General features: G+C 63.1%; 24 protein-coding genes and 1 pseudogene. 12 read left to right on the top strand and 13 right to left on the bottom strand.

All coding sequences use genetic code 11. The features are described 5' to 3' along the window. Positions 1–2: 2 nt before the first annotated feature. The 3 genes from AWB75_RS10900 to AWB75_RS10890 form a co-directional block, all read right to left on the bottom strand. The gene (locus tag AWB75_RS10900; protein ID WP_061124098.1) at positions 3–2,387 is read right to left on the bottom strand and encodes a bifunctional salicylyl-CoA 5-hydroxylase/oxidoreductase; all 2,385 of its coding nucleotides are present in this window, start codon (positions 2,385–2,387) and stop codon (positions 3–5) included. A gap of 380 nt (positions 2,388–2,767) precedes the next feature. After that, positions 2,768–3,451, bottom strand: coding sequence for a GntR family transcriptional regulator (locus AWB75_RS10895; protein ID WP_087086583.1), 684 nt, complete (start codon positions 3,449–3,451; stop codon positions 2,768–2,770). Positions 3,452–3,467: 16 nt separating this feature from the next. Next, entirely contained in the window at positions 3,468–4,412 is a 945-nt protein-coding gene (locus tag AWB75_RS10890) for a dihydrodipicolinate synthase family protein (protein ID WP_061124296.1), read from the bottom strand. A 312-nt stretch (positions 4,413–4,724) separates the two neighbouring features. Here AWB75_RS10890 and lhpI point away from each other — a divergent pair. Next, positions 4,725–6,490: pseudogene (gene lhpI, locus AWB75_RS10885) on the top strand (cis-3-hydroxy-L-proline dehydratase). A 367-nt stretch (positions 6,491–6,857) separates the two neighbouring features. Next, entirely contained in the window at positions 6,858–7,952 is a 1,095-nt protein-coding gene (locus tag AWB75_RS10880) for an extracellular catalytic domain type 1 short-chain-length polyhydroxyalkanoate depolymerase (RefSeq protein ID WP_061124095.1), read from the top strand. A 22-nt stretch (positions 7,953–7,974) separates the two neighbouring features. Here the strand turns inward: AWB75_RS10880 and AWB75_RS10875 are convergent, their stop codons facing one another. The 5 genes from AWB75_RS10875 to AWB75_RS10850 form a co-directional block, all read right to left on the bottom strand. Beyond that, positions 7,975–8,280, bottom strand: a complete 306-nt coding sequence (locus AWB75_RS10875) for a protealysin inhibitor emfourin (protein WP_061124094.1) — start codon at positions 8,278–8,280, stop codon at positions 7,975–7,977. 104 nt (positions 8,281–8,384) lie between these two features. Then, the gene (locus AWB75_RS10870; RefSeq protein ID WP_061124093.1) at positions 8,385–9,464 is read right to left on the bottom strand and encodes a M4 family metallopeptidase; all 1,080 of its coding nucleotides are present in this window, start codon (positions 9,462–9,464) and stop codon (positions 8,385–8,387) included. Between the two features lie 440 nt (positions 9,465–9,904). Next, a complete protein-coding gene (locus AWB75_RS10860; RefSeq protein WP_061124092.1) occupies positions 9,905–10,315 on the bottom strand; it encodes a hypothetical protein in 411 nt (136 codons plus the stop codon). Between the two features lie 75 nt (positions 10,316–10,390). Beyond that, positions 10,391–11,032 (bottom strand): DUF1109 domain-containing protein, encoded by a 642-nt coding sequence (locus AWB75_RS10855; protein ID WP_061124091.1) that lies wholly within the window; start codon positions 11,030–11,032, stop codon positions 10,391–10,393. Continuing rightward, positions 11,029–11,574, bottom strand: a complete 546-nt coding sequence (locus AWB75_RS10850; RefSeq protein ID WP_061124295.1) for a sigma-70 family RNA polymerase sigma factor — start codon at positions 11,572–11,574, stop codon at positions 11,029–11,031. Before AWB75_RS10850 ends, AWB75_RS10855 begins: the two co-directional genes overlap by 4 nt. 294 nt (positions 11,575–11,868) lie before the next feature. Here AWB75_RS10850 and AWB75_RS10845 point away from each other — a divergent pair, with 294 nt between their 5' ends. The 6 genes from AWB75_RS10845 (at position 11,869) to AWB75_RS10820 (ending at position 16,299) form a co-directional block, all read left to right on the top strand. Continuing rightward, entirely contained in the window at positions 11,869–12,507 is a 639-nt protein-coding gene (locus tag AWB75_RS10845; protein ID WP_061124294.1) for a cytochrome b/b6 domain-containing protein, read from the top strand. Positions 12,508–12,526: 19 nt separating this feature from the next. After that, positions 12,527–13,303: a molybdopterin-dependent oxidoreductase gene (locus tag AWB75_RS10840; protein ID WP_061124090.1), complete on the top strand. Its 777-nt coding sequence runs from the start codon at positions 12,527–12,529 to the stop codon at positions 13,301–13,303. 66 nt (positions 13,304–13,369) lie between these two features. After that, positions 13,370–13,618, top strand: coding sequence for a pentapeptide MXKDX repeat protein (locus AWB75_RS10835; protein ID WP_061124293.1), 249 nt, complete (start codon positions 13,370–13,372; stop codon positions 13,616–13,618). Positions 13,619–13,737: 119 nt separating this feature from the next. Next, positions 13,738–14,169 (top strand): MarR family winged helix-turn-helix transcriptional regulator, encoded by a 432-nt coding sequence (locus AWB75_RS10830; RefSeq protein ID WP_061124089.1) that lies wholly within the window; start codon positions 13,738–13,740, stop codon positions 14,167–14,169. Positions 14,170–14,251: 82 nt separating this feature from the next. Next, the gene (locus AWB75_RS10825) at positions 14,252–15,565 is read left to right on the top strand and encodes a chloride channel protein (protein WP_061124088.1); all 1,314 of its coding nucleotides are present in this window, start codon (positions 14,252–14,254) and stop codon (positions 15,563–15,565) included. A gap of 191 nt (positions 15,566–15,756) precedes the next feature. Continuing rightward, positions 15,757–16,299 (top strand): low affinity iron permease family protein, encoded by a 543-nt coding sequence (locus AWB75_RS10820; RefSeq protein ID WP_061124087.1) that lies wholly within the window; start codon positions 15,757–15,759, stop codon positions 16,297–16,299. A 30-nt stretch (positions 16,300–16,329) separates the two neighbouring features. On the opposite strand, the gene AWB75_RS10815 is transcribed toward AWB75_RS10820, so the two are convergent. The 3 genes from AWB75_RS10815 to AWB75_RS10805 all read right to left on the bottom strand — a co-directional run bounded on the left by AWB75_RS10815 (position 16,330) and on the right by AWB75_RS10805 (position 20,365). Further along, positions 16,330–16,746: a hypothetical protein gene (locus AWB75_RS10815; RefSeq protein ID WP_061124086.1), complete on the bottom strand. Its 417-nt coding sequence runs from the start codon at positions 16,744–16,746 to the stop codon at positions 16,330–16,332. A 75-nt stretch (positions 16,747–16,821) separates the two neighbouring features. Further along, positions 16,822–17,697, bottom strand: a complete 876-nt coding sequence (locus AWB75_RS10810) for a manganese catalase family protein (RefSeq protein ID WP_061124085.1) — start codon at positions 17,695–17,697, stop codon at positions 16,822–16,824. Between the two features lie 295 nt (positions 17,698–17,992). Beyond that, entirely contained in the window at positions 17,993–20,365 is a 2,373-nt protein-coding gene (locus tag AWB75_RS10805; RefSeq protein WP_407642143.1) for a hybrid sensor histidine kinase/response regulator, read from the bottom strand. 403 nt (positions 20,366–20,768) lie between these two features. Between AWB75_RS10805 and AWB75_RS10800 the strand changes: the two genes are divergently transcribed. The 4 genes from AWB75_RS10800 (at position 20,769) to AWB75_RS10785 (ending at position 23,213) form a co-directional block, all read left to right on the top strand. Next, complete coding sequence (locus AWB75_RS10800) at positions 20,769–21,140, top strand: CidA/LrgA family protein (protein WP_061124084.1); 372 nt, start codon at positions 20,769–20,771, stop codon at positions 21,138–21,140. Continuing rightward, positions 21,137–21,871 carry an LrgB family protein gene (locus tag AWB75_RS10795; protein WP_061124083.1) on the top strand — a complete coding sequence of 245 codons (735 nt, stop codon included), beginning with the start codon at positions 21,137–21,139 and terminating at the stop codon, positions 21,869–21,871. Before AWB75_RS10800 ends, AWB75_RS10795 begins: the two co-directional genes overlap by 4 nt. A 68-nt stretch (positions 21,872–21,939) precedes the next feature. After that, the gene (locus tag AWB75_RS10790) at positions 21,940–22,902 is read left to right on the top strand and encodes an alpha/beta fold hydrolase (RefSeq protein ID WP_061124082.1); all 963 of its coding nucleotides are present in this window, start codon (positions 21,940–21,942) and stop codon (positions 22,900–22,902) included. Between the two features lie 77 nt (positions 22,903–22,979). Then, the gene (locus AWB75_RS10785; RefSeq protein WP_061124081.1) at positions 22,980–23,213 is read left to right on the top strand and encodes a DUF2934 domain-containing protein; all 234 of its coding nucleotides are present in this window, start codon (positions 22,980–22,982) and stop codon (positions 23,211–23,213) included. Between the two features lie 116 nt (positions 23,214–23,329). On the opposite strand, the gene AWB75_RS10780 is transcribed toward AWB75_RS10785, so the two are convergent. Both AWB75_RS10780 and AWB75_RS37680 read right to left on the bottom strand, forming a co-directional pair. Continuing rightward, positions 23,330–23,587 (bottom strand): hypothetical protein, encoded by a 258-nt coding sequence (locus AWB75_RS10780; protein ID WP_061124080.1) that lies wholly within the window; start codon positions 23,585–23,587, stop codon positions 23,330–23,332. Between the two features lie 442 nt (positions 23,588–24,029). Further along, positions 24,030–24,263 (bottom strand): hypothetical protein (locus tag AWB75_RS37680; RefSeq protein ID WP_200822963.1); only part of this gene is annotated, 234 nt, incomplete at its 5' end.

Here is a 24,263-nt window from a genome sequence, read left to right as displayed (position 1 = left end):
GATCAAACCGTTCCTTCGGCGCGTTGCGCGCGTTCTTGCGGCGTGAGGCCCGCATTGCCGGCGGCCATCGCGCGTTCGCGTTCCAGATTGCGTTCGAGTTGCGATTTCGCGGCGGCGTATTGCTTCGGCCACGCGACATCGAAGTAACCGATCTTCGCCGCTTCGTTCAAGGTCCACGCGGGATTCGCGAGATGCGGACGCGCCACCGCGCACAGGTCCGCGCGTCCCGCCGCGATGATGCTGTTCACGTGATCCGCCTCCGATATCGCGCCGACCGCGATGGTCGCGATGCCCGCTTCGTTGCGGATGCGATCGGCGAACGGCGTCTGGAACATGCGGCCATACACGGGCTGTTCTTCCTTGCTGACCTGACCCGAGGACACGTCGATCATGTCCGCGCCCGCGGCCTTGAAGGCGCGCGCGATCTCGACGGCATCGTCGGGCGTCGTGCCGCCATCGACCCAATCGTGCGCCGAAATACGCACCGACATCGGCTTGTCCTGCGGCCACGCCGCGCGCATCGCGGTGAAGACTTCGAGCGGATAGCGCAGCCGGTTTTCGAGCGAGCCGCCGTAGGCATCGGTGCGATGATTGGTCAGCGGCGACAGGAAGCTCGACAGGAAGTAGCCGTGCGCGCAGTGCAGTTCGAGCCAGTCGAAACCCGCTTGCGCGGCCATTTCGGTCGCGCGCACGAATTGCGCTTCGATCTCGCGAAGTTCTTCGTGCGATGCCTCGCGCGACCATTGGCTCACATCGCGCACATATTGTTGCGGTGATGCGGACACGAGCGGCCAGTTGTTATCCGGAAGCGGCTGATCGATGCCTTCCCAGCTCACGCGCGTCGATGCTTTCGCGCCCGCGTGACCGAGCTGCATGCCGATCTTCGCATCCGTTTGCGCATGCACGAAACCGACGATGCGCTTCCAAGCGTCGAGATGCGCCGGCGCATACATGCCGGGGCATCCCGGCGTGATGCGCGCTTCCGGCGACACGCAGGTCATCTCCGTCATCACGAGCGCGGCGCCGCCCATTGCGCGCGCGCCGAGATGCATCAGGTGATAGTCGCCCGCGACGCCATCGACGGCGGAGTATTGCGCCATCGGCGACACGACGACGCGGTTCTTCAGCGTGAGCCCGCGCAGCGTGAAGGGCGTGAACATCGGCGGAACGGAACGCCGCTGCGTCTCGCGTTCGATGCCCGCGCGCGCGGCGAGCCAGTCTTCGAACGAAGCGAGATAACGCGCGTCGCGTTCGCGCAGGTTTTCATGCGAGATGCGCTGCGAGCGCGTGAGCAGCGAATACGCGAACTGCTCCGGCTCGAACGATGCGTAACGGTCGACGTGCTCGAACCATTCCGTCGAATTGCGCGCCGCGTTCTGAATGCGCAACACGTCGACGCTGCGCACCTGCGTGTAATGCGCGAGCGCCCCTTCGAGGTCGCCTTCCTGCTTCGCGAACGCGGTGTCGATGCTGTTCGCGAGCTCGATCGAATCTTCGAGCGCGAGCTTCGTGCCCGAGCCGATGGAGAAGTGCGCGGTGTGCGCCGCATCGCCCATCAGCACGATAGGCGTGCGCTTGCCGTTTGTGTCTTCGCGCCAATGCACCCATTCACGATTCACGACGCGCGGGAAGCGAATCCATTGCGCGGAGCCGCGCAGATGCGTGGCGTTCGACATCAGCGCATGACCGTCGAGATACTTCGCGAAGAGCTTCTCGCAGAACGCGATGCCTTCTTCCTTGCTCATGTCGGCAAGGCCTGCCGCGCGCCATACGCGCTCCGGCGCTTCGACGATGAACGTCGAGGTGCTTTCATCGAAACGATAGGCATGCGCCTGGAACCAGCCCCATTCGGTTTTTTCGAACGCGAAGGTGAAGGCGTCGAAGCACTTGTTGGTGCCGAGCCATACGAAGCGGCAATCGCGCATATCGATGTCGGGCCGGTACGTCGATGCGTATTTCTGACGGATCACGCTGTTCGCGCCGTCGCTCGCGATGATGAGATCGGCGTCGTAGTCGTCGTCGTTCACGACTTGCGTTTCGAAGACGAGCTTGACGCCGAGTTCCTCGCAGCGCGCTTGCAGGATATTCAGCAGACGTTTGCGGCCAATGCCGCAGAAACCATGGCCCGACGAGCGGATCGTGCGGCCGCCGATATGGACTTCGATGTCGTCCCAGTGATTGAAGGCGTCGAGAATGGCGTCGGCGCTTTGCGGGTCCGCCGCGCGCAGATTGCCGAGCGTCTGGTCGGAGAAGACGACGCCCCACCCGAAGGTGTCGTAGGCGCGGTTGCGCTCGACGACGGTGATGTCGTATTCCGGGTGGCGGTGCTTCATCAAAAGGCCGAAATACAGGCCCGCCGGGCCCCCGCCGATGCAGACGATGCGCATGCTTGCTCTCCGACTGTGTTTCCTCGAATCGATAATTTAGGTTTTGATAGTTTAGATGTCAAGTAAATTGATTCGTCTGCACATTGCACGCATGCGCTCGTCAGCGCGCAGCTTGGCTCGGTTCAATGAACTCCGAAATCCGAGCGAATCTTCCTTAACCTGGCCGGCGTGACATTGAATTCGCGCTTGAACAGATTGATGAGATGCGAGCTGTCGCGGAGCATCACGAATTGCTCGCGGCGCTCAAGGAGGGCAACCTTCGTCAGCTCGAGAAAACGTGGAAGCACCACATCAACAGCCAGAACTGCGACGTGGATTACGAGGAAATCATCGAGGAACGCGAAGGAGTGGTGACGGCGCCGGTTATTGTGACGCGTCCGTCAGAGCCGCCTGCGCGACAGGATGAATGCTTCGAGCTCTTCGCGCGCGTGATCGATATGGCGCTTCAGAAGAGCGGCAGCCGCACGCACGTCTCCCGTCCTGCACAAACGCACGAGTTCGCCGTGCTCTTCCTCTGCACGGCGGCAGCTTTCCGCGCTGAGAGACAACTGCAGGCGCGTATAGCGATCGGTCTGTTGCAGAAGGCTCGTCACAATAGAAAGCGTGCGAGGCTGTTCTGCCCGTGACATCAGTACATCGTGCAGACGCGTGTTCAGTTCGCCCCACCGCGCCGGATGCTGAGCGTGCAACTCTTCCTTGTACTCGGCGAGTATCGCATCGAGTTCCGCGAAATCCGCCTGGGTCAGCTTCGGGGCCGACTTTTTCAGCAGGATAGGCTCCAGCAACCCACGCAGTGTGAACAGTTCACTGATTTCAGCGATGGACAGCTCGGATACGACAGCGCCCTTATGAGGAACGATCCGAACCAGTCCTTCCCCTTCGAGTTGAACGAGCGCTTCCCGCACGGGAATGCGACTCACGCCGAACTCGGCAGCGAGCGCATCTTGTCGAAGCTGGAAACCCTCGGGCAACTCGCCCGAGAGGATCTTGCGGCGTAGTGCGTCGGCAGCCTGTTCTGCGACGGTCGTCGCCTGGAGCCGTGAGCTCGTGACAGTGGAATTCATGGCGGATATGTATGCCTTACGCATTGACCTCTTTCGACCAGCCCGCGTACCAGTTGCGGAACAACGCGTACTGGGTTTCGGCATAGCGACGCTGGGCATCGCCGAGCACGTCCGTTTCGTTGAAGTGAAGCGTGTACTCCGCGTCGCCGTTGAGGACCATCAGATACTTGTAGTACAGCACCAGATCGGTCCCTTCGTCGAATGACGAGAGCACGGCCAGCGCCGACTCGAGCTCCCGCGCCTGACGGCGTGCAGTCACATCGCCCTGGGCGGCCTTGCGGCACAGTTCGACCAGTTGCAGCACTTCACGCGGCAATGCATTGCCGATGCCGGTAATGGCGCCGGTCGCGCCGCAGTTGACGAAGCCGTGGAATACCTGCGTGTCGACGCCGGCCATCAAAGTGACTTCGTCATCCTGGCTGGTGATGTGCTCGGCCGCGTAACGCATGTCCGCGGCACCGCCGAATTCCTTGAAGCCGATGAGATTGGAATATTTCGCGCGCAGTTCGAAGAACAGATCGGCGCGCGTCGCGAAACCGTAGTACGGGCTGTTGTAGATGACGGCGGGCAGGTGCGGTGCGGCTTCGAGGATGGCGGAGAAGTGTGCCTTCTGCGCAGCCGGCGAAGCGCCGCGCGACAGCACGCGCGGAATCACCATCAGGCCGCTCGCGCCGACTTTGGCCGCGTGTGCTGCGTGAGAGACCGCTTCCTTCGAATTGACGGCGCCCGTCCCGACGATCGTCGGGATGCCAGCGGCCACCAGACGCGCGACGCCTTCCTGACGCTGTGCTTCGGTGAGCAGAGGCCAATCGCCCATCGAGCCGCAGTAGACCACCGCGTTCATGCCGATGTCGACCAGTTCGCGGCCCTTCTTGACGAGCGCATCGTAGTCGGGGGTGCGGTCGGCCGTGCAAGGCGTCATGAGGGCGGGGATAGTGCCAGTGAAGATGTTGTCGCTCATCGTGTTTCCTTCAAACATTCGTTAGAGGGTTCGGAAGTCATGTACGAGGCCACACACGGGAAACCGTGGTCAGCAAGAAGGCGGGGATTCGTGACAGCGGTCGACCCACGGAAGAATCTTAACGCAAGTGAATATTTTATACAAAATGATAATGCTCAGTGTTAGCACTATGTGCCTCAGCTCTTTGCAGTGTAAGGTCTGCAGTTCATGGGCGGTTCGCGCTGACGGTCCGGCGTGCGGTTGACAGTGTCGTTCACGTGGAATATTTTATACAAACCGCATTCCGCTGTCTCACACTATAGGGCGTATCACATGTTGTCGAACTATGAACTCGATGCTGCGAGGCAAATCGAAGGACGCAGTCTCGTCGGGGGCAGCGCGCAATCGGGTCTGGTCTACTCGACGGTCGGACTGAGTTTCTGGGGCGGAGTAGAACCCTTCACGGGAGAAGTCATCGATCGGCACCATCCGCTGAGCGGAGCGTTCATAGACGGCAAGGTCCTTGCCATCCCCAGCGGCCGGGGCTCATGCACGGGCAGCAGCGTGATGCTCGAGCTCATACTGAATGGACACGCGCCCGCCGGACTGATCCTGGCCGAACCGGACGAAATACTGACGCTTGGCGTCCTGGTCGCTCAGGTGATCTTCGGGAAGTCGTTTCCAGTGCTCTCGATCGGTCGGGAAGCTTTCGCACGGTTGGAAGGCGTGCCTGGAGTGAGGATCGAAGAAGGAACGGTGACTTTGCTAGCCGACCATCCTTCGTCCGCGTGGTCGCGTCCGTCGGCGGCCACGGCTTCCACATCTGTTCCGGAGGCTCTGATTACTCTCAGCGCAGCAGACCATGAAACGCTGCAAGGGCAGCAGGGCAAGGCCGCTCAGGTCGCAATGCAACTGATCCTGAAAGTGGCGCAGCTTCAAGGCGCTCGCGAGCTCATCGATGTAAAGCAAGCTCATATCGATGGCTGCATCTACACGGGGCACGCAAGTCTTCGCTTTGCCCGCCAACTGGTGAACTGGGGCGCAAAGGTGCAGGTTCCGACTACGCTCAACTCGATTTCCGTAGACCAGAGAAGATGGCGGGAACTGGGCATCGACCCGGCGCTCGGTGAACCAGCGAGCGCTTTGGGCGATGCGTACTTGCAGATGGGCGCGAAGGTCAGTTTCACGTGCGCGCCTTACCTCCTCGATTCCAAGCCCGCTTTTGGCGAACAGATCGTATGGGCCGAGTCGAATGCCGTGGTGTTCGCAAACAGCGTGTTGGGAGCGCGGACGCAGAAATATCCCGATTACCTGGACATCTGCATCGCCTTGACGGGGCGCGCGCCACTTATCGGCAGTCATGTCGATGACGGACGAAAGGCAACGCTGCGACTCGACGTGCAGAAACCGGAAGGCGCGGATGACGCGTTCTATCCGTTGCTGGGCTATCACGCCGGCTTGCTGGCAACCACCGAAATCCCCTTATATGCGGGCTCGAGGAGGCGGCGCCCAGTCTGGACGATCTGAAGGCGTTCAGCGCCGCCTTCGCCACAACGTCAGCGGCTCCGATGTTTCACATCGTCGGCATAACGCCCGAAGCTCCGAGCGTCGAAGTGGCGTCGGGAGGGGGCGTTCCGCGTCGACGGATCACCGTGCATCGGAGCGATCTCGCTCGCGCCTGGCGTGAACTCGATAGCTCGCCGGAAGAAGCCGTGCAGCTCATCTCCCTCGGTAATCCGCACTTTTCCATCACGGAGTGTCAACGCCTCGCCGAGTTGTGCAGCGGGCGCGAGAAGTGTCCCGATACCGAGGTGGTTGTGACGATGGGACGTCACATCAACGAACAAGCGAACGAAGCGGGTTATCTGGCCATACTGCGCGACTTTGGTGCAACGCTGATCACGGATACCTGTTGGTGCATGCTGGGCGAACCCGTGATCCCCGAAAAGACGTCCACGTTGATGACGAACTCCGGAAAGTACGCGCATTACGCGCCGGGGCTGGTCGGAAGGCGAGTACGTTTCGGCAGCCTGGCCGATTGCGTCGAAGTCGCATGCACGGGGCGTCGGGAGACGAAGCTGCCGACGTGGCTTTCCTGAGTACCTCGACGGGACTTTTACGCCGACCAACGAGTCGGCGTTTTTCGATATAACCGCTATGCCTCGCCCACGAAAAGCTACGCACAGGCACAAAGTTGAGCGAGGCGGTTATGACCGACTTTATTGTCCGGGATCATCGGCGGCAGGCTTCGGTCCTGCGACAGCCCCGACTGCGAGGGCGGGTTGGCACGCCGCTTGCCATCTCAAGCATCGCCCGGTCTCCAGATCATTCGTCCGAGTCACTGCGCACGAGCGTGGCTGTGCGCACCGTGGCCTATCGGAGCGTGTGAGACCTTTGCCCGAGTCGGGGACTCGAGACCTTTTATCGCCTGTCATTGGGCACGGCTTCACTACCAATGGGAAACAGATGAACATTTTTGACCCTTTCGGCCCGGCGAACACGTTTTGGTCACTCTTTGGATACGCGCCGATTCGGTCCGGCGCGCAATTCATCGGCGATACGGAGACAGCGGTCGCGAGTCCCGCGGATCGACAGCGAGCCGAGCCGCGAGCCGAACGAGCGGAGAAGGCCCACGAGAAGCGCACGGCTGCGCGGTTCGAGGAAAGATTCGTATCGACGGGATCGCCGCAGTGGCTCAGCCAGCGCTTCGATGTCGGCGATGATACGCAATGCTTCAAGATCTTCATCCCGAGCCGTTACCGTGGTCAGCCGCTGCCGCTCATCGTCATGCTGCACGGCGCGCAGCAGGATCCCGACGATTTCGCGGCGGGAACCGGCATGAATACCGTGGCCGAAGACGAGGGCTACATCGTCGTCTACCCGGAACAGTCGGAAAGCGCCAATCCGCTGCGCTGCTGGAACTGGTTTCGGCCTGCGAATCAGACGCGCGAGGATGGCGAGACGGCGACGATCGCGGCGCTCACGCGGCAAGTCATGGAGACGTACAACGTCGATGGTGCTCGCGTCTACGTTGCCGGAATGTCTGCTGGTGGCGCGATGGCCGTCAATCTCGCGGTCACGCATCCGGAACTCTATGCCGCTGCCGCGATTCACTCGGGCATAGCATTCGGGGTCGCTGACGAGCAACTTTCGGCCCTGTGCGCAATGAACGACGGGAAAGGGAAAATCCGCTTGCCCGAGTTGCTATCCGAAGGGCAAACACGGCGCGCGGTGCCGTTGATCGTCTTTCACGGCGATGCCGACAACACGGTGCATCCGCGCAATGGCGATCAGATCGTGGCGATGAACCAGATGTTGTATGGCGATGCCGACGGCATCGAACCGGCCGACTCGATGCGCATCGATCCCGAAGCGACGCATCATGCGTACACCCGGCGAGTCTTTCGCGACCAGCGCGGCGCGCTCGTCGGCGAGCAGTGGCTGGTTCATGGCCTCGATCACGCATGGTCGGGCGGGCATCCCGACGGCACCTACACCGACCTCCGCGGTCCGAGTGCGACCACGGAGATCGTGCGGTTTTTCAGGCAGATTTCGCCTTGAACTCAGGGAGCGGCTCACGCGCTCAGCGGTGCCCGCGCTGTTTGATGAACGCCATCAGCGCTGAAAACGCGGGGGGAACGGAAGGATCGGCGCTGCTCAGCTCCTTCGTTCCGTCCGGTGACGTGATGCGAATGCGATAAGTCCGCCCGTCCGGCACTGGCTTCGATGCCGCTCCGCGCGCGGCGACCGGCTCCGCGCGGGCGGCGGACACGAGCCGCGAAAGCTCGTCGCGTTCTTCAGCCGACAGAGCGTCCTCGTCGAGCACGATTGGCCGCGCGAGACCGGGAAAAAACCCCACGCCTCCGTCGATGAACAGTTCCGCTTGCATCGGCAGCTCCTTCTTCTGCGCGCTATGGGCCGTACAGCCCGCCGCAACGAGACAGGACAATGTGAGCCCGGCCAGTTGGCGGGCCCACATGCCTGTCGCCCGACTCACAGTACACCAACCGTGTCCCAGGCCTTGCTGATGGCTTTCGACTCGGCGCTGCTGGCGCCGTAGAGCCGATTGGCATTGGACACCGTGAGCCGCGCGAAGGTCTTGAAATTGGCGGTCGGCTTGATGTGCGAATCGTTCAGGGTCTCGTACCAGACGCGTCCGGCCTTCTCCCACGCATAGCCGCCGATGCCGAGCGCCGCCAGGCAGAACGCGCGATTGGGAATGCCCGAGTTGATGTGAACGCCATGATTGTCCTGCGACGTATTCACGTAATGAGCCATGTCTGCCGGCTGGGGGTCCTTGCCCAGCACGGGATCATCGTAAGCGGTTCCGGGTTCTTTCATGGACCTCAGTGCGACGCCTTTCACGCCGCTCGCGAGCAGTCCCGCACCGATGAGCCAGTCCGCCGTGTCCGCTTTCTGCTTCAGCGCGTACTGCTTGATGAGCGAGCCGAACACGTCCGACACGGATTCGTTGAGCGCGCCAGCCTGCCCGGAGTAAGCGAGACCGGCCGTATGCTCGGTGACGCCGTGCGTCAGTTCATGCCCGATGACGTCGATCGCGATGGTGAAGCGATTGAACAGCGTGCCGTCGCCATCGCCGAACACCATCTGCTGGGAGTTCCAGAAGGCATTGTCGTACTTGTCGCCGTAATGCACCGTGCCGGTCAATGGCATGCCCGCGTCGTCGATGGAATTGCGGTGGAAAATTTCCAGATAGAACTCGAAGGTCGCGCCGAGCCCGTCGTAGGCCTCGTCGACGCAGTCGTCGTTCGACTTCGGCGCGCCTTCGGATCTCACCAGCTTGCCGGGCAGTGTCTCGGTGTTATTGGCGGTGTAAATGCTTCGGTGTGCGGATGGAACCGCGGGAACGGGTGTCACGGACCCGCCGCGTTTCGGCGCGAGCAGCGCCGCCTGAACCGAGCGGATCTGGCGGAACGTATGGTCCGTCGACAAGGTATCGACGGCGACCGAGCGTTGCTGAGGCGTGCCGTTCTTCGCGATTTCCTTGAGCATATGCGGCGGCAGAATGCAGTAGATCGAGGGAACGCTGTGATGCCCGACGTGATTGCACATGATTCTCTCCCTCCTGAGAGTAAGCGACGGGAATGACGCACGTGGTGTTATCGAACGGTCGATCGGAGTCGGGGCTCGAAACCGCGGCTGTCTCAAGGCATCTTATGCAGTCCGCATAGGAACGATACGTCATTCTTGCGGACTCATCGGCTACGAAGGGAAATGCGCTTCGATATTTAAGCGGTTAAGCAATGTAGCTTGACTAAACAATCGAGCTCGAAATCGACGACGCCACGCGCGACAGAATCGCCTGCTGCAATTGCGTGTTGAACTGATCGAGCGTCGCGCCGCGAGCCGTCGCCGTTTTCGAATTTTTTCGTCGCCCGCGCACGGGCGCTCGTTTCATGTGGACAAGACGGATCGATTCCGCACGAAGCGCTTCGGCTTTCTGCATGCGCTACAGGCTATCGACGACGCATTTGCAAACGAATGACGCAGCATTAGCGGACGAGTCTCGATGCACGCGCCCAAAACGCGCGGATACGACGGGCGCGGTCGTCGAAAAGATAGGACGCGGCCAGCGACAGAAGTCCTGAAACGACCCCGGTCAGCACATGCTCGACGTAGGGCGCCCCGTAGTGGCCCGGATGCGCATAGGCGTCGCCGAGCATGGTCAACAACCCGATGAGCAACGCGTTGCCGTATCGGTTCGCGTAGAGCCTATTCGCGGGCGTGAAGGTCAGCAACACCGCGAGGAGCGCAGTGAGAAGCCCGGTCTCGAACGCGACCTTCCAGTGAGGAAGGCTCAAGACGTTGCCCCAGCTTCCCGGCATGCAACTCATACATGCTCCGGTGGGCTGCCAGAATCGCTGGACGAATAAGGTAACGCGGCGCTTCCATTCGCTTGACATGATCGATGTGCTCGCCGAACGCCGTTGCTCTCGCACTTCAACGAAATGAATACTAGCCGCGTTTTGCGCCGTTCTCTACCAGCGCAATAGTTTCGGTCCCAGCCATGCGCCGATGCCCGCCGGCATCAGCATCCCGATCGCATACCACACGCTCCAGAACGCGGGACTCATCTCCGGACAATGCAGGCAATAGACGATCGTGGCGATCGAACTCGCGAGCAGACCGGCGACGGCGCCCGCAAGCCGCAGTTGCGTCGGCGCGAGCGATTTGACGGCCCAGAACACGGCGGGAAACGTCGGCGCCGAAAGCAGAAGAATGTTGAGCGGGCAGGTTCGCCAGGTCCGGCCGAGCACGAGCGAAAGGCGTGCGTCGGGCGCGGCGCCGTCGAGCACGAAGAGGCTCGCCAGCCACACCGCGACGAACGGCAACGCGATGAGCGCCCACGAATAGCCCGCGCGCGCCCCCGGGCGGCCGAGCCGCATCACGGCGAGCATCGCGCCGACCGCAATCGCCAGCGGATACGCGAGCTTCGCCCAGAATGCGGCCGTGCGCGCGACGGTGCTCATGTCGTGCCGCACGCCGAAGACCACGCCCATCAGGATCAGCGATCCCACTGCGCCGAGCAGCAGCGCCACAGCGAAACGGCGCGCGACGGCGCTGCGGTCGACGCGCGTCACCTGATTCGACAGCAGGCCGATGAGATCGTCGGTTTTCATCGCGGCCCCCGGATGAGCGCGGCGAGCGCTTTCAGACCGCGATGCACGCCGACCTTCACGGCCGATTCGGAAAGACCCGTGATGCGCGCCGTCTCCGTCACCGACAAGCCTTCGAGCTTCACGTGAACGATCGGCAGCCGCTGCTTGTCGGGCAGATGTTCGAGCAGCTTGCCGATGTCGTGACGCGCCCGGGCCGGCTCGTCGTCGGTGTAGGCCAGCAACTCGGCGTCATCGTCGAGCGGATCGTTCAGGGATTCGCGGCGTGCGCGCGAGCGGAAGAAATCCATCAGCTTGTAACGGGCGATCGCGTGAAGCCAGGCGGTCAGCGGCTCATCCTGACGATAGGTGTGACGCGCATTGTGCACCGCGAGCAGAATCTCCTGAACGAGGTCTTCGATGTCGTCATGAAGCTGCGGGATGCGCTTGCGCAGAAAGCCGCGCAAGTGCCGCGTGAGCGCTTGCAGAAAGCTGCGATAAGCGTCGGCGTCGCCGTCGAGACCGCGAACGAATAACGCTTTCAGGCGGCTTTCCGCGTCTTCCAACGTGGCTCCTGTGCAGGCGGGACGGTGCGGCGGTGATCCGTGCGCGCGGCGTGCAGCCGCGGCGGTGCGCGAGGCGCCCGCTTTCAGATCGATCGTTTCGGTATAGCCGAAGCGGTGATGCGCCACTATAGCGCGGTCGTCGTCCATCGTCGTCATCCGGCTCCTTTACGGGCTAATTCGCTCGTCCGCGGTCCCCGGTTACACCTCTCGAAATAAAATTTTCGCGTGCGAGGCTGTAACCCGTTGCGTGTCTCTGTCGAATTGACTGGTATCCGACCCGTCACGGTGATCGACATGGACACGACGAAACCGACTCTCGATGTGATGCACGCGACCGATGCGCGCAATCCGCCGATTCATCCGCTCTGGCTGCGCATCACGCATTGGCTCAATGCGATCGCCGCGCTCGTGATGATGTTGTCCGGCTGGCGCATCTACGACGCGTCGCCTGTGTTCCGGCAAATCGTCATTCCTCCGTCGATCACGCTCGGCGGCTGGCTCGGCGGCGCGCTGCAGTGGCACTTCGCGGCCATGTGGCTGCTGGTGTTCAACGGCATCGTCTATATCGCGCTCAACGTCGCGAGCGGGCGCTTCGTATCGAAGTTCTTTCCGCTGTCGCCGCGCGCCGTGCTGCGCGATCTGATCGGCGCATTGACGGGCAAGCTCTCGCACGCCGATCTGCGCCAGTACAACGCGGTGCAGAAACTCGCGTATCTCACGGTCGTCGTCGATCTTTTCGTGCTCGTGCTTTCGGGACTCGCGATCTGGAAGTCCGTGCAATTCCCGCTCTTGCGCGAACTGATGGGCGGCTACGACAACGCGCGCGTCGTGCATTTCTGCGCGATGGCGCTGATGGCGGCGTTCGTCGTCGTGCACGTGGCGATGGTCGCGCTCGTGCCGCGCTCGCTGCTCACGATGCTGCGCGGCCGCTGATGCCTTCCAGGAATACGCCATGAAAGCCGACAAGAAACGAATCATCGAAGTGGATCGCGCATCCTTGCTCGCCGATGCGCGCCGCGAACTCGACATGCCGTCGCGCCGTCTGTTCGGCAAGCGCATGCTGACCCTGGGCGGCCTCTCGCTGCTGACCGGCTGCTCGATCACCGACGGCGACTCGGTCAACAAATTTCTCACGGCCGTATCGCGCCTCAACGATCGCGCGCAGGCGCTGCTCTTCGATCCGACGCGGCTCGCGCCGACCTACACCGAAGCGCAACTCACACGGCCGTTTCCCTTCAACGCGTTCTATGGGATCGACGATGTCCCCGAAGTGAACGGCGACAGCTATCGCCTGAAAGTCGGCGGACTCGTGACGGGACAGCGCGTGTGGACACTGCCGCAGTTGTACGCGCTGCCGCACGCCGAGCAGATCACGCGGCATATCTGCGTGGAAGGCTGGAGCGCGATCGGGCGCTGGGGCGGCACGCCGTTCGCCGAATTTCTGCGGCGCGTGGGCGCGGACACGACGGCGAAGTATGTCGGCTTTCGCTGCGCCGACGACTACTACGAAAGCATCGATATGCCCACGGCGCTGCATCCACAGACGCTTTTGACCTTCGAGTACGACGGCCAGCGCCTGCCCGCGAAATACGGCTATCCGATGAAGCTGCGCATGCCGACCAAGCTCGGCTACAAGAACCCGAAACACATCGTCGAGATATTCGTGACCAATACCTATCCGGGCGGCTATTGGGTCGATCAGGGATACAACTGGTTCGGCGGGTCTTGAGCGCCGCACCATCAGCCGGTTCCGGATCGTCCGGATGCCATGTTGGACTCACCAAGGAGAGCAGTGATGAAGCGATTGATGACGGCAGTACTGGCGGCGGCGCTGGCGATGGGCGCATCGACGGTATTCGCGCAGGCGAGCGGCGCGATGTCGAACGACGCGATGTCGCATGACACGATGAAGAAAGACAGCATGTCTAACGATTCGATGAAGAAGGGCGCCATGTCGCACGACTCGATGGGCAAGAGCAGCAACATGAAGAAGCAAGACGCGATGGGCAAGGACCATCCGGCATCCGGCGCGATGTCGCAGTAGCGCGCAAGCGAGGGAAAGAGGAAGATGCAGCGCACCCGGCGGCGGATGGGAGGACCCTGTATGATCCGCCGGCGCCCGATCGCGCGGGTCGCTGCATCAACCTCGAATCAGGATCGCCCATGCCATCAGACGCAAAGAAGACATCCGCCCTCCCGAACAAACACGATCTGGAAGCGATGTCGGTGTTTCGCTACGAGCTGCGCAAGTTCTTGCGCGTATCGGAGGAGATCTCCAATGCAGCCGGCATCACGACGCTTCAGTATCAGTTGCTTCTGCACATAAGAGGCTTTCCGGAGCGCCGATGGGCGACCGTAGGCGAGCTCGCGGAGCGCCTGCAGGCAGCGCCCAATGGCACTGCCGCGCTGGTGTCGCGTTGCGAAGCGGCGGGACTCGTGATCCGCAAAACCGACAAGACCGATCGTCGGCAGGTGCAAGTGCATCTCAGCGCAAAGGGCGAACGCTGCCTGCTCAAACTCGCCGCCGAACACAAGGCCCACTACGGTTCATTCGGCTGGGTATTCGGTCATGGACAAGAGGACAGTCAAGCGTGATCCGATAGCCGCATCGAAGCGCGACGCACATTTATGTCACAATGTGCCTTAAATTCGCTTCGACCAACTCATTTCCCTTCCGATGCACATTCCCGGATTCATCGACCGACGCACATTGCTGCGCGGCAGGCGGCTGTGGCTGCATTACGGCGTGTTCTGGCTCGGCGCGGTCGCCACCGGACTCATCGCGGTCATGTACGCACGGCTCATCGACTTCGGGTACGAAGCCTTCCTGCGTATCACGGCCCTTCATTGGTGGCTGCCTCTTTTGCTCACGCCCGCAGTCGGGGCAGTCGGCGTGTGGCTGACGCGCCGGTTTTTTCCGGGCGCGGAAGGCAGCGGCATTCCGCAGGTCATCGCGGTGCTGCACGACGGGCGGCCCTTGGGACCGCGACTGCTGACCATCCGGATTCTCGTCGGCAAGATCGCCATATCGTTTCTGTCGATCCTCGGCGGATTCACCATCGGGCGCGAAGGACCGACCATACATGTCGGCGCCGCGCTCATGTTCAGCCTGCGCCGCTTCTACCCCACGCGCCTGCGCACCATTCACAACGGCGCGCTCGAGCGCAAGCTGGCGCTCGCGGGCGCGGCGGCGGGATTGTCGGCGGCATTCAATGCGCCGCTCGCGGGCGTGGTCTTCGCCATCGAGGAGCTCACGCGCAGCTTCGAACAGCGCACGAGCGGCGTGCTGATCACGGCGATCATCTTTGCCGGTGTTGTTTCGCTCGCGCTGCAGGGCAACTACACGTATTTCGGCACGATCGCGGTATCCCGGCACTTCCCCGATTCACTCGCGCTCGCCGTCATTCTGCTCGGCGTCGTGACGGGCCTGGCAGGTGGGATCTTCTGCTGGCTGCTTTTGAATACGCAGCGCTGGATGCCGTCGCGTCTACTCGGCTGGCGCGAGTCGCATCCGGTGGCGTTCGGTTCGATGTGCGGTTTATTCATCGCCGTGATCGGCGTTGCCGCCGGCGGCCACACTTTCGGCAGCGGCTATGCGGAAGCGCGCGGCATGCTCGAAGGCAACACGCAACTCGGCGCAAGCTATCCGCTGCTAAAAATGGCGTCGATGGTCGGATCGTATCTTCCCGGCGCGCCCGGCGGACTTTTCGCGCCGTCGCTCGCGATCGGAGCGGGCATCGGCAATGCGCTGCATCTGGTGTTCGGCGGCATGCAATTGCCGATGCTGATCGCGCTCGGCATGGTCGGCTATCTCGCCGCGGTCACGCAGAGCCCTATCACCGCGTTTGTGATCGTCATCGAAATGATTGATGGTCACGCGCTCGTGCTTTCACTCATGGCTACGGCATTGATTTCGAGCCAGGTGTCGAGGATGTTCGCGCCGCCGTTGTACGAGGCCCTCGCGCAGCGGTATCTGAGCCGAAATCGTTAGAACAGGTTCGGCGCGCTGCCGTTAGACAAAAAAGCAAACAGGAAGGTCGATCGAGCGAACCGGGGTTCGAGCCGCGTCTGTCGAAGCGCTCGCTCTGAATCGCGTCGTTCCCGCCGTCGGCATCGAGCAACGTAAATCTCTCGAAAGCTGTGGTTGCTAAATTGTCGATTCGACAATGAACGGCGACGCACATGAACCACCAAAATCCCCTTCCCGATGCCGAGCCGATGGATACCGTTCCGTCGACGTCGAGCCCGGGTTACGCGAAAGCGCATCCCGTCACCCGCGCTTTCGATGCCTTCGCGAGCGCCGTGACCCGCTGGGCCGGGTCGCCTGTCGCGTTTGGCCTCGCGGTCATCTCCATTGTCGTGTGGCTCGTGTCCGGTCCCTTCTTCAGATTCTCGGAAGGCTGGCAACTGGTCATCAACACGGGCACGACAATCGTCACCTTCCTGATGGTGTTTCTCATTCAGCAGAGCGCGAACAAGGACAGCGTCGCGCTTCATCTGAAGCTGAACGAGCTGCTGGCGTCGCACAAACGGGCCAGCAATCAGCTGATCGGCATCGAAGACGCGACCGAAGACGAACTGCGCAAGCTCGCCGCGGCTTATCTGCAACTTGCATCGAAGAGAGAGGAAGGCGGCACGCATGCCAGCGACGATGCGGGCGCCGCGGCCGAGATCGCGCGCCGTCTTGCGAAAGTGCAGGCGAAGCACGGGCAGAACACCGGCTGAAGCGTTCGCCCGCGCAGCACATTTCCCCGTTCACCTGCGCACGTGCGCGACGACCGCACCGCTCGCATCGACGATAGCGGTCTCGCCGCTTGTGGATGCTTCGGGATCGTCTTCGAGCACGAGCTTCGGTGTATTCGCGTCCGCTTGCGAAGCGTCGCTGCCCACGGCACAGGCAAGGTCCGTCGCCGTCGCGCTGGCGATCGACAGGGCATCGTTGACATACGAGAAGGCCATGCACGGCAAGCCGACGACCAAGGCCGGCAGCGGCGATTCGGCCGCGTTCGCGCCCCATGGCGTGCGGATGTCGGCGAGTGCGGACTGCATCGTCTTCTCGTTCAGTTCACCGATCTGCCGCATGCCGCTGGCGAAAGTGGACGCGACGCGCAGCCACGTTTCGACATTGGCGCGCGCGACGGAGAAAAACGGTTGCATCATGACGGAATACATCGGGCCTCCTGGGAATGAGTGTGCGACGTGTTGCCGGCGCTGCCTTCGCGTTTCAGGCGGCGCCGGCTGCGGCTTTTAAAGCAGGTTCGCTTTGCCTGCGCCGAGATCCGCGCCGGTCGTCGGATCGGCAGACGGGTCCGAAGCGGTGCGCGATGCCATCGCCTGCAGCACCTCCACGTCCTGCTCCGTCACGGTCACGGTCGCGGTGCCGTCACCGCCATCGACGGCCGGTTGCGGATCTTCGACGAACTCCCAGTCGCTGCCCTGGTTCCACGGCCCGCGCGCGTCGTCGCCCTTGGACAGGTCGTAGTAGACGCTCGTGAACTCCGGATTGCCGGGCAGCTTGCCTTGCGGAAAGTTCGGCTGAATCGAGTGCAGCGCCTTCTCGAACGACTTCTGATGCGCGATTTCGCGCGTCATCAGAAAGCCCAGCGCGTCCTTGATGCCGGCATCGTCCGTCACGTTGATGAGCCGTTCATAGACGATCTTCGCGCGCGCTTCGGCAGCGATGTTCGAGCGCAGGTCGGCGGTCGGCTCGCCGATCGTGTCGATGTACGCGGCAGTCCACGGCACGCCGGCGGAGTTCGTCAGCGGCGAGCCCGCGCCGTACAGGACCTGCGTGATGTGCGAATCGTTGCCAGCGCCGGTCAGCGAACGATACAGCTCCGCTTCCTGTTCGACGGCCTCGGCAAGTTGCCCTTTCGCGCCCTTGTTCAGCATCGCGACGATCGAGCCGATGATTTCCAGATGGCTCAGCTCCTCCGTCGCGATATCGAAGAGCAGGTCCTTGCGGCCCGGATCATCTTCGCTGACGGCTTGCGTGAAGTAGCGCATCGCGGCGGCAAGCTCGCCTTGCGGCCCGCCGAATTGCTCCAGCAGCAGATTGGCGAGGCCTGGATTGGGTGCGCCCACGCGGACGGTGTATTGCAGGCGTTTGTTATGGACGAACATTTGAACGACTCCTTTTTAGAGCGAGCGAAGTCCTTCGCAGGGCTTCGCGCGAATCATCGAAAAGTTGAAATGTCCTGCCCGCAGCGGCCAAGAGGATCGCGGATGCGTCGCTTACGGCCGTGATGCTGCGGTCTCAGCGCGTCGGAATCGCGCTGGCGTCGTGCGGCGGGAACCGCTTCGTCAAGTGAGGGCCGCTGTGCCGATGAGTTCGGCGGCATCGGCCCGGAAGTGGATCAGCAACGCGTATGCCATCGAAGGCAGCGGGAGTCGCGTTGCCGTGTGAGCATCGCAAGGCTCAGTCCTGAAACCCTCGCAGCACCGCGCCGAGCTCTTCGAGCGTGAAGGGTTTGCGCAACGCCGCCCATCGAAACGACATGGATGGCAGCGCCGGCATTTCATAGCCCGATGAAAACACGACGCAGACCGACGGCCGTTCCCGCGCCGCTTGCCGCGCGAGTTCGACGCCGTCCATCGCGGGCATGCTGAGGTCGGTCATCAACACGTCGAACGCCTCCTGCTTGAGGCGGTCGAGTGCCTCATGCGGCGATGTCGTCGCTGTCGACGCATGGCCGAGCAGACGCAATTGCTCGTTCATCGCTTCGCAAAGATTGGCGTCATCGTCGACGAGCAGCACGCGCAGCGTGCGCCCGCCGTTCATTGCCGTGGCCGGGGGATCGCTCGCTTCCTTCGCGCCCTTCGCACGGTCGAGCATCTGCCGGACCTTGCGCGCGAGCTGATCGCGGCCGTATGGCTTGCTCAACAGCTCGACGCCCGGATCGAGCCTGCCGCCGTGAACGATCGCGTTCTGCGTATAGCCCGACGTGAACAGCACTTTCATGCGCGGCAGCATGCGTGAAGCCTGCGCCGCCATCTCGGTGCTGCTGACGGGACCGGGCATGACCACGTCGGAAAACAGCAGATCGACGTCGATGCCGCTGCGCAGCACCGTGAGCGCCTGTTGCGCGTCGTCGGCCTTGAGCACGCGATAGCCGAGTCCCGTCAGCGTATCGACGGCGGTTGACTGCACCTTCGGATCGTCTTCGACGACGAGAATGGTTTCGCTGCCGCCCTTCACCGGCGCGGCGCGCGCACGCGACGGCGGCTCGATGGCCTGGCCCGTGGAGCGTGGCAGATAGACCTTCACGGACGTGCCGTGGCCGAGCTCGCTGTAGATCTTGATATGGCCGCCGCTTTGCTTGACGAAGCCATACGCCATGCTCAGGCCGAGACCCGTGCCCTTGCCTTCGGTCTTCGTCGAGAAGAACGGATCGAACGCGCGTTCGAGCACGTCCTGCGGCATGCCCGTACCCGTATCGGTGACGGCGAGCATCACGTATTGCCCTTCGGCGACATCGGGCTCGGTGGCGACGTAGTGATCGTCGAGCATGGCGTTCGACAGCTCCATCGTCAGCTTGCCGCCCTCGGGCATCGCATCCCGCGCGTTGATGGCGAGATTCAGGATGACGTTCTCGAGCTGATGAATATCGACGGACGTGTTCCACAGTCCGCCCGCGACCACCGTCTCCACGCGCACGGTTTCGCCGAGCGCGCGGCGCAGCAGATCGTCCATGCCGCGCAGCGCCGCCGCCAGGTTGATGATCACGGGCTGCAACGGCTGCTGGCGGCCGAACGCCAGCAGTTGCGACGCGAGCTTGGAGCCGCGCTCCACGGCCTCGATCGCCTTCGTGATGCGGTCGCGCGTCCATGCATCGCGATGATGCCGGCTGTCCAGCAGTTCGAGATTGCCGCGCAGCACTTGCAGCACGTTGTTGAAATCGTGCGCGACGCCGCCGGTCAGCTTGCCGACGGCCTCCATTTTCTGCGCCTGAAACAGCGCCTTGCGCGTTTCTTCCAGCATGCGGCTGGCTTCCATGCGCTCGGTGATATCCCGCGTGATCTTGGCGAAGCCGGCGAGCACGCCGTGTTCATCGCGGATGGCGTCGATCACGACATGCGCCCAGAAGCGCTTGCCGTCCTTGCGCACGCGCCAGCCTTCGGCTTCGAAGCGTCCTTCGCGCGCCGCGATGGATAGACCGCGTTGCGGCAGCCCGGCCGCCGCATCTTCCGGCGTGTAGAAACGCGAAAAGTGCGAACCGATGATTTCATCGGACAGATAGCCTTTGATGCGCCGCGCGCCCGCGTTCCAGTTCGTCACGATGCCTTCGGGCGACAGCATGAAGATCGCGTAGTCCGTCACGCCGTTCACGAGCATGCGAAAGCGCTGCTCGCTCTCGACGACGGCTTCGTGCGCGATTCTCTTGTCGGTCATGTCGCGGACGATCTTCCCGAACCCGAGCAGGCGGCCGCCTTCGTCGATGAGCGCGGTGATGACGACGTTGGCCCAGAAACGCGAGCCGGACTTGCGCAGCCGCCAGCCTTCGGCCTCGACGCGCCCGTCGCGCCGCGCGGCGTCGAGCAGGGCGGCGGCGCTGCCCCTCGCGCGATCTTCCGGCGCATGGAAGATGTCGAACGACCGGCCGATGACTTCCTCGGCCCGAAAGCCGTGGATATGAAGCGCGCCCACGTTCCACGTCTCGATGATGCCTTCGGGGGAAAGCCCGATCACCGCATAGTCGCGGACGCAATTGATCCACCGGCGGCACCAGTCGTCGGGAATGGAGAAGTCGCCGGGTTCGTCGCCGCGCATGTCTGGTTCCGTTTTCTGCATGGTTTTCGCGTTGAGCATGGCGCAAAGTAAAGTGGCGCAAGCATGCACCATGCCTCGCCTTCGACCACGAATCTGTCGTGCTGCGCTCCTTCACGCGCGGACGCGGCCTTGGCCCCGCTCGCTTCGCCGGTGTCACGACGGTTCAATACGCACGATGCAACCGAAATGCATCCGATACGTACTCGAACATAGCAGGTTTGCGCGGGGCGTGAGCCGGTCCGTCCGCGCCGACGCGTGTAGCAAACGAGGCTGAGCGCGACAAAATCATCAGCGCGTCCGGGCTGGCATCGCCGATGCTTCGCCGTTCGCCGATGACAGCTCGCCCGCCTCGCTGCCATGAACGCGGGCGAATCGCTTCAAGTGTGCGACCATTCATGCCCCGAAACATAGTCGGAGCACCGCCTTGCTTGCCGCGCTCGCCACCTTGCTCGTCTTCCAATGTCTGGGAGAAGGCCTTTCGTATCTGTTCCACATTCCCGTGCCGGGGCCGGTGGTCGGCATGCTTCTGCTGCTCGGCTATGTCGCGTTGCGTCCTGCCAGCGCCGCGACGCTCGAAGGCACTGCGCTGGAAATCCTGAAACATCTGTCGCTGCTGTTCGTGCCGGCGGGCGTCGGCATCATGGTGTCGGCGAGTGCGCTGCGCGGCGATGTGCTTGCCGTCGCGCTGTCCGTCGCGATCAGCACCGCATTGGCGATCGCCGTGACCGCGCTCGTCATGCGCGCGATGCTGCGGCGTCAGCGCCGTCTGTCCGGCGGGCCGGGAGAACGGGCATGACCGGCGTGCCGCGCATCGGCGCGATCTGGGTGTATCTCGCGGCCACGCCGCTGCTCGGGCTGACGATCACGCTGCTCGCCTATCTCATTGCACAGCGCATCTATGCGGCGTGCCGTTTCAATCCGCTCGCCAATCCGGTGCTGATCGCGGTGGCCATTGTCGTCGTCGTGCTGAAGACCAGCGATACGCCTTACGAGACCTATTTCGATGGCGCGCAGTTCGTCCATTTCCTGCTGGGTCCGGCGACCGTCGCGCTGGCGCTGCCGCTCTACCGGCAGTTGCCCAATTTGAAGCGGCTGGCGTTGCCGATCGTCGTGAGTCTCGCCGCGGGCTCGCTGACCGCGATCGTCTCGGCGGTTTCGGCGGCGGCGTTGCTGGGCGCGTCCCGTCAGTCGATCGCATCGCTCGCGCCGAAGTCCGCGACGACGCCCATCGCGATGGCCGTCGCGAAGGCGATCGGCGGCGTGCCGTCGCTGACGGCGGTGCTGGTCATCACGACAGGCGTGTTCGGCGCGGTCACGGCGCGAGGCATTCTGAATCTGCTGCGCGTCACCGATGTAGAAGCGCGCGGCTTCGCGCTCGGTGTCGCGTCGCATGGAATCGGCACGGCGCGCGCGTTCCAGGTCAGCGAGGAAATGGGCGCGTTCGCCGGGCTCGGCATGGGGCTGAACGGCATCTTCACGGCGTTCGTCGTGCCCGTCATGTTGCCGGTTCTGTCGCGGTTGCTGTGATCGCGGACGGCGGGAACGTCGCTTGCAAGCGAGCGCAAGATTCGTCTGTATCGCTCTCTGGAAAAAGCATGCGATCTTCACCCAACGAAACAAAGTCGTCTCGCAGTCCGCTGATCGGCGGCGTAGCCCTCGCGTCGCTCGGCATCGCGGCGTGGACCGCCGTGCGCGCGCGGCGGGCCGAGCGCGACTATCCGCCGACCGGGCAATTCATCGAAGTCGATGGCGTGCGCCTTCATTACTTCGACAAGGGCGAAGGCCCCGTCGTCGTGCTGCTGCACGGCAATCTGGTCACCGCGCAGGACTTTCTCGCGTGCGGGCTGTTCGATCGGCTTGCGCAGCGGCATCGCGTCATCGCCTTCGATCGTCCGGGCTTCGGATTCAGCACGCGGCCGCGCGATCGCGTGTGGACGCCGCAGGCACAGGCCGAGCTGTTTCAGCGTGCGTTAAAGAAGATGGGGCTTGCGCGGGCGGTGATCGTCGGGCAGTCGCTCGGCTGTCTCGTCGCGCTGGCGATGGCGCTCGATGCGCGCATCGACATTCGCGGGCTGACGCTCATCGCCGGCTACTACTACCCGAACGCGCGTGCCGACGTTGCGATCAGCGCGCCCGCCGCGATTCCGCTCATCGGCGACGTGATGCGTTACACCGTTTCGCCGGTCGTCGCGCGCCTGATGTACGACACGACCGTGCGCGCCATGTTCGCGCCGCGCGAGACGCCCGCGCAGTTTCATGCGAGCGTGCCGCGCGAGATCGTTTTGCGTCCGTCGCAGATGCGCGCGACGGCGCAGGACGCCGCGTTCATGATTCCGGCGGCAGCGGCGATGTCCGGGCAGTACCACAAGATCGCCGTACCGGTGCGCATCTTCGGGGGCAGCGACGACGCGATTGTCGATACGACATCGCAGTCGGGGCGCCTCTCCGGCGACATCGGGCAAAGCGTGCTTTCGGTCACGCCGGGGCTCGGCCATATGCTGCATTACGACGACGCCGGGCGAATCGGCGATGCGGTCGAAACGATGGCGATCGAGTGAAGGCACGGCCGTTGCTCTGGTGAGCGTGCAGGCACTTCAGGAGTCGTCGCCACATTTTTCGCGTATTGGAGGAAGTCATGGACGAGCAGAAAGAGCTGGACCGCATCCGTCGCCGCGCCTATGAAATCTGGGAACGCGAGGGCAGTCCGGAGGGACGCGCGGAGGAGTTCTGGCAGCAGGCGTTAACGTCGCTCGAAGCGGAGGATTCGGAAGGCGGCAACGGCGCGCAACACGCGACTGCCGATGCTGACGCCGATGCCGGACGGCGCGAGCGCCAGGCCGAAGAGAAGAACGCCGCGACGGGAAAGTAGCGACGGCGCATCGAGTCTGTCCGCATGGAGACCGCTCGTCCGCCCCGGCGAGCGGTCTCATTTGCCTGGCGTCATCGGCATCCGTCGATGGCGTATGACGGGGAGCGCGCAGCGGGTCATTCATGAGCGTTCGACCCTGATTGATCATCGAGATCGCTTCTCACACGCTCGTAGTGCTCGACCTGCCGGATTCCATACTCGACGGCATGCTGCTTGGCCTCCGACGCGTTCACGAATCGTTCCAGAACGCCGCTCGTCAATTGATCGCCGTTCGGCAGGCGCAGAATGAGCAGGGATGCGAACATCGAGCCGTCGGGAATCGCCAGTCCCGTCAGCAGGTAGCCCTTGAAGCTCGCTTCGATAGCGTGTTCCATGAGAGCCTCCGATCTATTCGCGCTTTCCCTGCTTTCCCTGCTTTCCCTTCGGATACAGCCAGCGTCGCGCCTGGAGGGCGTGCTTCGGACCGTCGGGCAGTGTTCGTATGGCGTACCTTCGCGTGGTGCGGACGGGGATTTCAGGAGGGCGCTATTTGCTCCGTTCGGACTGGATCCTGGCGGGTGCGACCGCGCGCGCTGTGGCCGCAATCCGCGTTGTTGCGTTCGGGCAAGCCAGCTTGCTTCATGCACATGGGGCGAGTGATTCGCGGTTTGACTCCTGTCCGCTCGCTGTGTGCGTTCCGCTCGGTTTGTAGTTCTTTGAGCTATCCGAAGCATTGTTCGTGAGGCGTGGGAGAGCGCTAATAGAAGCAGCCGATGCCCCGGTTAAGAGCATCGGCTGATTAATCGCGCTGATCAGGCGATCAGTGCTGCCGCTCGATTATCGGCCGCGGCCGCCGCCGCCGCCATTGCCACCGCCGCCGTTGCCGCCGCCGCCGTGACCGCCGCCGCCGCCGTGACCGCCGCCCGAGCCATTGCCGCCGCCCGAGCCGTTGCCGCCGCCCGAGCCGTTGCCGCCGCCTGAGCCGCCACTTCCGTGACCGCCGCCGTTGCCACCGCCGCCATTGCCACCGCCGTTGCCGCCGCCGCCGTGACCACCACTTGAGCCGCCGCC

The sequence above is a fragment of the Caballeronia catudaia genome (genome assembly GCF_001544755.2).
In the GTDB taxonomy this organism is placed as follows: domain Bacteria; phylum Pseudomonadota; class Gammaproteobacteria; order Burkholderiales; family Burkholderiaceae; genus Caballeronia; species Caballeronia catudaia.
The sequence above is the reverse complement of the archived record's forward strand: the minus strand, read 5'-3'. Positions and strand labels throughout refer to the sequence as shown.